General features: G+C 68.1%; 7 protein-coding genes. 1 reads left to right on the forward strand and 6 read right to left on the reverse strand.

Annotation, left to right across the window (positions count from 1 at the left end; translation table 11 throughout):
* Nucleotides 1-359: 359 nt before the first annotated feature.
* From exaC to pedF, 6 genes are all read right to left on the reverse strand, one after another.
* A complete protein-coding gene (exaC, locus tag P3W75_RS17440; RefSeq protein WP_276228568.1) occupies nucleotides 360-1,880 on the reverse strand; it encodes an acetaldehyde dehydrogenase ExaC in 1,521 nt (506 codons plus the stop codon).
* A gap of 327 nt (nucleotides 1,881-2,207) precedes the next feature.
* Nucleotides 2,208-3,986 (reverse strand): methanol/ethanol family PQQ-dependent dehydrogenase, encoded by a 1,779-nt coding sequence (locus P3W75_RS17445; protein WP_276228569.1) that lies wholly within the window; start codon nucleotides 3,984-3,986, stop codon nucleotides 2,208-2,210.
* Between the two features lie 496 nt (nucleotides 3,987-4,482).
* Entirely contained in the window at nucleotides 4,483-5,418 is a 936-nt protein-coding gene (locus P3W75_RS17450; protein WP_276228570.1) for a quinoprotein relay system zinc metallohydrolase 1, read from the reverse strand.
* Between the two features lie 29 nt (nucleotides 5,419-5,447).
* The gene (locus P3W75_RS17455; RefSeq protein WP_276228571.1) at nucleotides 5,448-6,194 is read right to left on the reverse strand and encodes a quinoprotein dehydrogenase-associated SoxYZ-like carrier; all 747 of its coding nucleotides are present in this window, start codon (nucleotides 6,192-6,194) and stop codon (nucleotides 5,448-5,450) included.
* Nucleotides 6,195-6,209: 15 nt separating this feature from the next.
* Nucleotides 6,210-7,091, reverse strand: a complete 882-nt coding sequence (locus P3W75_RS17460) for a substrate-binding periplasmic protein (protein WP_276228572.1) — start codon at nucleotides 7,089-7,091, stop codon at nucleotides 6,210-6,212.
* Nucleotides 7,092-7,098: 7 nt separating this feature from the next.
* Nucleotides 7,099-7,536, reverse strand: a complete 438-nt coding sequence (gene pedF / locus P3W75_RS17465; RefSeq protein WP_276228573.1) for a cytochrome c-550 PedF — start codon at nucleotides 7,534-7,536, stop codon at nucleotides 7,099-7,101.
* A 302-nt stretch (nucleotides 7,537-7,838) separates the two neighbouring features.
* Between pedF and exaA the strand changes: the two genes are divergently transcribed.
* A partial coding sequence (gene exaA / locus P3W75_RS17470; RefSeq protein WP_276228574.1) for a quinoprotein ethanol dehydrogenase occupies nucleotides 7,839-9,704 on the forward strand: 1,866 nt, incomplete at its 3' end.

The following is a 9,704-nucleotide window of genomic DNA, read 5'->3' on the forward strand; positions in this document are numbered from 1 at the left end:
GAGAAGGAATGGTTTCAGCCGGCGACTCGGTACAAGCCGACTAACACGTAAACATCAACGCACTCCGAACGGTCCCCTCTCCCTTCAGGGCGGGGCGCGTAGCCGAGGGTTAGGGAGAGGGAGCGGCCTCGACGTGTGCAGCACAGCAACCGCGAGACACCCTTCCCCCAAAAGAGCCCCCACAAAAACAAAAAACGCGGCCTAAGCCGCGCTCGACAGTCCCACGCACCCGGAAGCGGGAATGGTGCGCAGGTCGCCCGCAGGCGCATCGAAGAAAGCCTGGCCCGGTGGAGCGCCGGGCCGTGCCGGGCGGAGCCGCGCCTGCGGATGGGGACGCAGGCGCGGTTCGGCCCCTTGCCTCAGAAGAAGCCCAGCGGGTTGACGTCGTAGCTCACCAGCAGGTTCTTGGTCTGCTGGTAGTGGTCGAGCATCATCTTGTGGGTCTCGCGGCCCACGCCGGATTTCTTGTAGCCACCGAAGGCGGCGTGCGCCGGGTACAGGTGGTAGCAGTTGGTCCACACGCGGCCGGCCTTGATGCCCCGGCCCATGCGCCAGGCGCGGTTGATGTCGCGGGTCCACACGCCGGCGCCGAGGCCGAACTCGGTGTCGTTGGCAATCGCCAGGGCCTCGGCCTCGTCCTTGAAGGTGGTGACGCCCACCACCGGGCCGAAGATTTCCTCCTGGAACACGCGCATGCCGTTGTGGCCCTTCAGCAGCGTGGGCTGGATGTAGTAGCCGCTGGCGAGGTCGCCGGACAGGCGCTCGCTCTGCCCGCCGGCGAGCAGCTGGGCGCCCTCGCCCTGGGCGATGTCGAGGTACGAGAGGATTTTCTCGTACTGCTGCTGCGAGGCCTGGGCGCCGACCATGGTCTCGGTGTCCAGCGGGTTGCCGCGCTTGATCTGGGCGATCTTCTTCTGCACCTCGACCATGAACGGCTCGAAGATCGACTCCTGCACCAGCGCGCGCGACGGGCAGGTGCACACCTCGCCCTGGTTGAAGAAGGCCAGCACCAGGCCTTCGGCGGCCTTCTCGATGAAGCTCGGCTCGGCGCGCATGATGTCGTCGAAGAACACGTTCGGGCTCTTGCCGCCCAGCTCCACGGTGGACGGGATGATGTTCTCCGCCGCGCAATGGAGGATGTGCGAGCCCACCGGGGTGGAGCCGGTGAAGGCGATCTTGGCGATGCGCTTGCTGGTGGCCAGCGCCTGCCCGGCTTCCTTGCCGAAGCCCTGGACGATGTTCAGCACGCCCGGCGGCAGCAGGTCGTTGATGATCTCGGCCAGCAGCATGATCGACAGCGGGGTCTGCTCGGCCGGCTTGAGCACCACGCAGTTGCCGGCGGCCAGGGCCGGCGCGAGTTTCCAGGCGGCCATCAGCAGCGGGAAGTTCCACGGGATGATCTGCCCGACCACGCCCAGCGGCTCGTGGATGTGATAGGCCACGGTGCTGTCGTTGATCTCGGCGGCGCCGCCTTCCTGGGCGCGGATGCAGCCGGCGAAGTAGCGGAAGTGGTCGGCGGCCAGGGGCACGTCGGCGTTGAGCGTCTCGCGCACGGCCTTGCCGTTGTCCCAGGTCTCGGCCACGGCCAGGCGTTCGAGGTTCTGCTCGATGCGGTCGGCGATCTTCAGCAGCACCAGCGAGCGCTCCTGCACCGAGGTGCGGCCCCAGCGCTCGGCCACGGCGTGGGCGGCGTCCAGCGCGCGCTCCACGTCCTCGGCGGTGGAACGGGGGAATTCGGCGATCACCTGGCCGTTCACCGGCGAGGTGTTGGTGAAGTACTGGCCGAGCACCGGCGGCACGAACTCACCGCCGATGTAGTTGCCGTAGCGCGGCTTGAGGGTGACGACGGCGCCGGGGGTTCCGGGTGGGGCGTAGATCATGGCGAAGCTCTCCTGTGGCGTCCCGGCGCACCAAGCCCGGGCCTTGCAGCGATCTTAGGCAGCGCGCCGCGCCGGCCGGAATGCGCCCATGGGCGTGGGGGCTTACTCATTTGGTAGTAGAGCGGGTGGGGCTGGCGCTCGCGCGCCAGATCGTAGGGGGATAACGCGAAGCGTTATCCGCCGCAAAGGACATGAATGCGGTGCCCATGCAAACCACGACGCACAGGCCAACGGCGGATAACCGCGAACGGTTATTCGCCCTACGGGCCTGGAGCGGCAAAAGCAAAAGGCCGGCATAAGCCGGCCCCCTGCCCCGCGCCAGTCGACTCAGCGCTTGCTCACCAGGTCCTTCGGCAGCTTGAAGGTCCAGATCATGCCGCCCTGGTCCAGGTCCTTGATGCGCTTGGCCACCTCGCCGCCCCACAGCGGCACCGCGCCGCCCCAGCCGGAGAGCACGGTGACGTACTGCTCGCCGTCCATTTCCCAGGTGATCGGCGAGGCGATCACGCCCGAGCCGGTGTTGAACTCGTAGAGCTTCTTGCCGGTCTTGGCGTCGAAGGCCATCAGGTAGCCCTCGGGGTTGCCGGTGAACACCAGGTTGCCGTGGGTGGCCAGCACGCCGCCCCACAGCGGCGCGTAGTTCTCGTAGCGCCAGACCTGCTTGCCGGTCTTCGGGTCGATGGCGCGCAGCACGCCGATGTATTTCTCGTTCAGCGGCTTGATGGTGAAGCCGGCGCCCAGGTAGGCCGCGCCCTTCTTGTAGGTGACGCCCTCGTTCCACATGTCCATGCCCCACTCGTTGGAGGGTACGTAGAACAGGCCGGTGTCCTGGCTGTAGGCCATGGGCATCCAGTTCTTGCCGCCGAGGAACGACGGCGCGACGAACACCGAGGTGCCCTTGGCGCCTTCGGCGGGCGCGCCGGGGCGGTGGGCGTCGTCGTAGATCGGCCGGCCGTCCTTGTCCAGGCCCTTGGCCCAGGTGACCTTGTCGACGAAGGGGAAGCCGCGGATGAACTTGCCGTTGGTGCGGTCCAGCACGTAGAAGAAGCCGTTGCGGTCGGCGGTGGCGGCGGCCTTCACGGTCTTGCCGGCGTCCTTGTAGTCGAACGACACCAGCTCGTTCACGCCGTCGAAGTCCCAGCCGTCGTGCGGGGTGGTCTGGAAGTGCCACTTGATCGAGCCGTCCTCCGGGTTCAGCGCCAGGCGCGAGGAGGAGAACAGGTTGTCGCCGGGGCGCAGGTGCGAGTTCCACGGCGACGGGTTGCCGGTGCCGATGAACAGCGAGTCGGTGCTCGGATCGTAGTAGCCGCCCAGCCAGGGCGCGGCGCCGCCGGTCTTCCACAGGTCGCCCGGCCAGGTCTTGCCGGCTTCGCCGCCGGAGATGCCGTTCTCGATGGCCTTGCCGTCCTTGTACACGTAGCCCATGTGGCCTTCGACGGTCGGCCGGCTCCACAGCAGGTCGCCGTTGCTGGGGTCGTAGGCCTCGATCTTGCCGACCACGCCGAACTCGCCGCCGGCCACCCCGGTGATCAGCTTGCCCTTGGCGATCAGCGGCGCGGCGGAAATCGAGTAGCCGGCCTTGTAGTCGGCCACGGTCTTCTTCCACACCACCTTGCCGGTGTCCTTGTTCAGCGCCACCAGCTTGGCGTCGAGGGTGCCGAAGATCACCAGGTCGCCGTACAGGGCCACGCCACGGTTGATCACGTCGCAACAGGGCATGATGCCGTCGGGCAGGCGCGCGTCGTACTGCCACAGCTTGCGGCCGGTGCGCGCGTCCACGGCGAACACCCGCGAGTAGGAGGCGGTCACGTACATCACGCCGTCCTTGATCAGCGGCTGGGCCTGCTGGCCGCGCTGCTTCTCGCCGCCGAACGACAGCGCCCACACCGGGCGCAGTTCCTTCACGTTGCTGCTGTTGAGGATCTTCAGCGGGCTGAAGCGCTGGCCCTGCTGGTTGATGCCGTTGACCACGATCTGGTCGGTGCGTTTGGCGCTGTCGGTGATGTCCTGATCGGTGACCCCGGCGCTGGCGCCCAGGCTGGCCAGGGCCAGCGCGGCGAAGAGCGCGCTGCGCGCGAAGGAAGGGGTGGGACCTGCATGTCTCATGGCGGCGACCTCTGCGGAATTGTTGTTGTACCCGGGAAGTTTTCCCGGTCTGCCGCAGATTCTTGGCCCGCCGCGCGGGGCCAACAATTGACCGCTTTACCGAATTCCCTACTCCCTTGGTAGCAATACCCGTGAATCGCGCGCATGGCGCGCCCGGATCACCAATGACGTAGGGCGAATAACGCGAAGCGTTATCCGCCGCAAGGGACATGAATGCCGGTGCCCATACAAACCGCGACGCACGGGCCAACGGCGGATAACCGCGAACGGTTATTCGCCCTACGCGAGCAAACCCGGTGCGCGGGGCGGATAACGCGAAGGACAGGAATGCGCTCCTACAGGGGGATCACCAATGACGTAGGGCGAATAACGCGAAGCGTTATCCGCCGCAAGGGACATGAATGCCGGCGCCCATGCAAACCACGACGCACGGACCAGCGGCGGATAACCGCGAACGGTTATTCGCCCTACGCACGAACGCATACCCCGTGGTGGGTCATTCGTCCGGGTGGTCGATACGCGGCAGCGCCCGCTGTTCGTAGCGCGGGTACAGGTGGGTGACGCTGCGGATCAGCTCGTAGCGGGTCAGGCTGATGCCGGCGAAGCGTGCGGGGATGGGGGTGCGCAGCAGGTCGTTCATGTCCGCGCCTTCGCGGGTGCCTTCGCGCATCACGCCGTCGAGCCAGCCCAGGTAATCGCGCATCTGGGCGAAGGGCCTGGCGTCAGTGGCGATGGGGCCGTGGCCGGGCACGATCAGCTTCCAGGGCAGCGCCTGCAGGGTGTCCAGGTCCGCCAGCCACACGTCCAGGCCGGGGCTGTTCGGGGTGGTCAGGGCGCGCTCGTAGAACACCAGGTCGCCGGCGAACAGCACGCCGGTGGTTTCGTCGAGTATCGCCAGGTCCGCCCCGGTGTGGCCGCGCAGGCCGAGCAGGCGGAAGCGGTGCGTGCCGACCTGCAGCTCGCCCGGTTCCACCATCTGCGTCGGCAGCACCACCTCGGTGCCGCGCATCCAGTCGCCGACCAGGCGGTACATGTTCTCCGCCATGGCGTTGCCCTGCTCTTTCAGTAGCTTGCCGGTGCCGGCCAGCGCGCCGATCGGCACGTCGGTGAAGGCCTGGTTGCCCAGCACGTGGTCGGGGTGATGGTGGGTCAGCAGCACCTGCTTCACCGGCTTGCCGGTGGTCTGCTGGATCACCGCGCGCAGCGCCTCGCCGTAGCGCCGCGAGGGGCCGGTGTCGATCACCAGGACGCCGTCGCCGGTGTCGATGAAAGCCACGTTGACGATGTTGCCGCCGTTGTCCTTGGCGAAGTTGTCGGTGCTGCCTTCCACCAGCCAGGTGCCAGCGGCGATCTGCCGGGGTTGCAGGTGGTATTCCAGGTCGGCGAAGACCTGGGTGCAGAGCAGCAGCAGGAAGGTCAGCAGGTAACGCATGGGCACCTCGCGGGCGGGCCGGCCGGCGCTCAGAGGGCGGCCTCGAATTCGTTGCCGTTGTTGTCATGGAGGAACAGCTTCGCGTGCGGATGGCCGCGCAGTTCGAAGCTGAAGCTGGGGTTCTCGCTCACCGCCGGGAACAGGTCCAGGCGCGCCAGCACCTCGCCTTCGGGCGTGCGCAGCTCGGCGTGGTCGAGGTAGAACTCGGGGATGCCGCCGACCAGGCCGTTGTCCATCGGGTGCTCCACCTGCAGGCGCAGGCGGGTGTTCGGCCCGCGCGAGAAGGCGCCGCCGCGCACCTGGCCCAGGCGCTGCTCCCAGCCGGCCTGGGCGCGCACCACGCTGGGCGCGGTGCAGCCGCCGCCGGCGGCGTCGACCCAGGCCGAGCCCACGTGCCACACGCCGTCCTCGCCGCGCAGCGCGGCGCGGATGGCGGTGGCCTGCTCGATGCGGATGCGCACCGCCAGCAGCGCCTCCAGGCCTTCGCCGGGATAGAGCGTGAGCACATGCGGGATGGGGTTCAGCTCGGCCCACAGCACCAGCCGGTCGTAGCGCCCCGGCAGCTGCCGCGCGTCCACCTCCACCGGCACCTGCCGCGAGTCCTCGGCGAACGGCGGCACGCCCAGCTTCACCCGCGCGTCGAAGACGAAGGGCTCGCCGCCCAGCAGGCGCTTGTGGTGGTAGTCCCACATCACCGAGGGCACCGGGTCGCCCTCCACCGCCCTGGCCAGCAACGGCAGGCCACACAGGCCCAACAGCAGGCTACGTCTGCGCATCCCCTCCTCCTTGTGCTATTGCACGTCCTGGTACAGCCCCGGCAACTCGTAGCGCACGCCGTAGCCGGCGTAGAGCTTGGCCAGCTCGCCGCTGCGCACCAGCTCCTCCAGCTCGCCGTCGAGGGCGTTGGAGAGTTGGCGATTGCTCTCGTGCACCGCCATGCCGATGTCCCAGTCCGGCTGGCCGAGGTTGGGGTAGGTGTTCTCGGCGTTCTTCAACTGCTCGTCGTGGGCCTGGGCGCGCAGCCAGTCCAGCTCGCCGCGCAGCGCCATCACCGCGTCCACCTTGCCGGCGCGCAGGGCGTCGAAGGCTTCCTGGGTGCTGGGGAAATGCACGGTCATGGCGCTGAGCTGGCCGCCGAGCACCGAGGTCAGGTAGAACGACGGCACGCTGTCCAGCTCGACGCCGATGCGGTGCTCGCGGAACGCCGCGATGGTGTCCACCTGCGGCAGCCGGCGGGCGTCGTTGACCACCTGCCAGCGCTCGCGCTGGTAGGGGCCGAACATCACCACCTGGTCGTTGGCCAGCTCGCCGACGTCGTTGCGCTTGTTCGCGTAGTCGCGGTCGTAGGGCACCCGCAGCATCACGTCGGCGACCACCCCCGGGCGCAGGTAATGGCCCTTCCAGATGAAGTTGCGCAGGTCGTCGTCCAGGCGCTCGCCGGGGATCACCCAGAGGAACTCCGTGCGCAGCCCCAGGCCCTGGGCCAGGCGCGTGGCCAGGTCGATGTCAATGCCGTGAGGCTGGCCGTCCCGCATGAAGCTGTAGGGCGGGAAGTTCTGGTAGACCGCCACCCGCAGCACGCCGGAAGCGACCATGTCTTCATACGGCCGGACCTTGGCCTGGGCCTGCCCCAGCATCAGGAGCAGGCCGCACAACAGGCTGAGCAGGCGCATGGCGGCGTCACTCGTCCACGTGGACGCTTTCCAGGTAGCTGCGAATCGCCCACAGCCCTTCCTGGCTGATGTAGTCGGCCATCTTCGGCATGTACACGGCGCCATCGCGCACCGCGCCGTTGATCACCCGCTCCTTGAACCACTCGTCACCCTCGGCGCCCAGGTCGAGCTTGCGCAGGTCGGGGGCGATGCCGCCGGACTTGGCCTCCAGGCCATGGCAGCGCGCGCAGTTCTGGTTGTACGCGGAGGAACCGATCTCCACCGCCAGCTTGTTGTTCGCGTAGGGCGCGCGGTACGGGTTGGTGTCGCGCCATTCCTTGCCCAGGGCGTCGAGGCCCTTGGTATCCACCGCCTGCGGGGTCACGTCGCCGTGGGCCAGGGCCAGGGCCGACACGCTGAAGCCGGCCAGCAACAACAGGCCGCGCAGGGAGCTTTTCTTGTTCATCACTTCATTCCTCAGTGGGGACGGGGCAAGGCACGGGCGCACTGCGGCGCCTCGCTGCCCATGTTAGGAAGCCGCGCCCCCGCCTCGAATGCTGCTTTGGATGCCCCCACCTACTCCCTTCGTACTAGGGCGCCGGGAGGCCACGCCGTGGCCTTCGGCAGCAAGCCCAATTCATGCCCGGTGCGGGAACTTGTCCCGGCCGACGCGGGAGCTTTTCCGTATCCGCCGGCGCCCCCGGCTCCCACCATGGAACCGCCGCGGCCCGAGCAGCGGCCCGCCCCTCCATGAACGGGAACCCGAAGATGACAACAACAACCTCACCCGCCGCTTCCGCCACCCCTGCCCGCCCCCTGCGCCTGGCGCTGCACGGCCTGGCCCTCGCCGTCGCCCTGGGCGCCGGCGGCGCCGCGCAGGCCAAGGACGTGACCTGGGACGACATCGCCAACGACCACACCACCGCCAGCGACGTGCTGCAGTACGGCATGGGCACCAACGCCCAGCGCTGGAGCCCGCTCAAGCAGGTGAACGCCGACAACGTGTTCAAGCTGACCCCGGCCTGGTCCTACTCCTTCGGCGACGAGAAGCAGCGCGGCCAGGAATCCCAGGCCATCGTCAGCGACGGGGTGATCTACGTCACCGCCTCCTACTCGCGGCTGTTCGCCCTCGACGCCAAGACCGGCAAGCGCCTGTGGACCTACAACCACCGCCTGCCCGACGACATCCGCCCGTGCTGCGACGTGGTCAACCGCGGCGCCGCCATCTACGGCGACAAGATCTTCTTCGGCACCCTCGACGCCTCGGTGGTGGCGCTGAACAAGAACACCGGCAAGGTGGTGTGGAAGAAGAAATTCGCCGACCACGGCGCCGGCTACACCATGACCGGCGCCCCGACCATCGTGAAGGACGGCAAGACCGGCAAGGTGCTGCTCATCCACGGCAGCTCCGGCGACGAGTTCGGCGTGGTCGGCCGCCTGTTCGCCCGCGACCCGGACACCGGGGAGGAAGTCTGGATGCGGCCCTTCGTCGAAGGCCACATGGGCCGCCTGAACGGCAAGGACAGCACCGTCACCGGCAACGTCAAGGCGCCCTCCTGGCCGGACGACCCCAGCTCCGCCACCGGCAAGGTCGAAGCCTGGAACCACGGCGGCGGCGCGCCCTGGCAGAGCGCCAGCTTCGACGCCGAAACCAACACCCTCATCGTCGGCGCCGGCAACCCCGGCCCATGGAACACCTGGGCGCGCACCGCCAAGGGCGGCAACCCGCACGACTACGACAGCCTCTACACCTCAGGGCAAGTGGGCGTGGACCCGAGCACCGGCGAAGTGAAGTGGTTCTACCAGCACACCCCGAACGACGCCTGGGACTTCTCCGGCAACAACGAACTGGTGCTGTTCGACTACAAGGCCAAGGACGGCAAGATCGTCAAGGCCACCGCCCACGCCGACCGCAACGGCTTCTTCTACGTGGTGGACCGCAACGACGGCAAGCTGCAGAACGCCTTCCCCTTCGTCGACAACATCACCTGGGCCAGCCACATCGACCTGAAGACCGGCCGCCCGGTGGAACGCGAAGGCCAGCGCCCGCCGCTGCCGGAACCGGGGCAGAAGCACGGCAAGCCGGTGGAAGTCTCGCCGCCGTTCCTCGGCGGCAAGAACTGGAACCCCATGGCCTACAGCCAGGACACCGGCCTGTTCTACGTGCCGGCCAACCACTGGAAGGAGGACTACTGGACCGAAGAGGTCAACTACACCAAGGGCAGCGCCTACCTGGGCATGGGCTTCCGCATCAAGCGCATGTACGACGACCACGTCGGCAGCCTGCGCGCCATGGACCCCACCAGCGGCAAGGTGGTGTGGGAACACAAGGAGCACCTGCCGCTGTGGGCCGGCGTGCTGGCCACCGCCGGCAACCTGGTGTTCACCGGCACCGGCGACGGCTTCCTCAAGGCCTTCGACGCCAAGAACGGCAAGGAACTGTGGAAGTTCCAGACCGGCAGCGGCATCGTCTCGCCGCCCATCACCTGGGAACAGGACGGCGAGCAATACATCGGCGTGACCGTCGGCTACGGCGGCGCCGTGCCGCTGTGGGGCGGCGACATGGCCGACCTGACCCGCCCGGTGGCCCAGGGCGGCTCCTTCTGGGTGTTCAAGCTGCCCAGCTGGGACAAC

It is taken from the genome of Pseudomonas citronellolis (assembly GCF_029335315.1).
Taxonomy (GTDB): Bacteria; Pseudomonadota; Gammaproteobacteria; order Pseudomonadales; family Pseudomonadaceae; genus Pseudomonas; species Pseudomonas citronellolis_A.

What these genes read in the sequence shown, in the direction of transcription:
- exaC (WP_276228568.1), bottom strand. Translation starts at nt 1,880, where the DNA reads ATGATCTACGCCCCACCCGGAACCCCCGGCGCCGTCGTCACCCTCAAG.
- P3W75_RS17445 (WP_276228569.1), bottom strand. Translation starts at nt 3,986, where the DNA reads ATGAGACATGCAGGTCCCACCCCTTCCTTCGCGCGCAGCGCGCTCTTC.
- P3W75_RS17450 (WP_276228570.1), bottom strand. Translation starts at nt 5,418, where the DNA reads ATGCGTTACCTGCTGACCTTCCTGCTGCTGCTCTGCACCCAGGTCTTC.
- P3W75_RS17455 (WP_276228571.1), bottom strand. Translation starts at nt 6,194, where the DNA reads ATGCGCAGACGTAGCCTGCTGTTGGGCCTGTGTGGCCTGCCGTTGCTG.
- P3W75_RS17460 (WP_276228572.1), bottom strand. Translation starts at nt 7,091, where the DNA reads ATGCGCCTGCTCAGCCTGTTGTGCGGCCTGCTCCTGATGCTGGGGCAG.
- pedF (WP_276228573.1), bottom strand. Translation starts at nt 7,536, where the DNA reads ATGAACAAGAAAAGCTCCCTGCGCGGCCTGTTGTTGCTGGCCGGCTTC.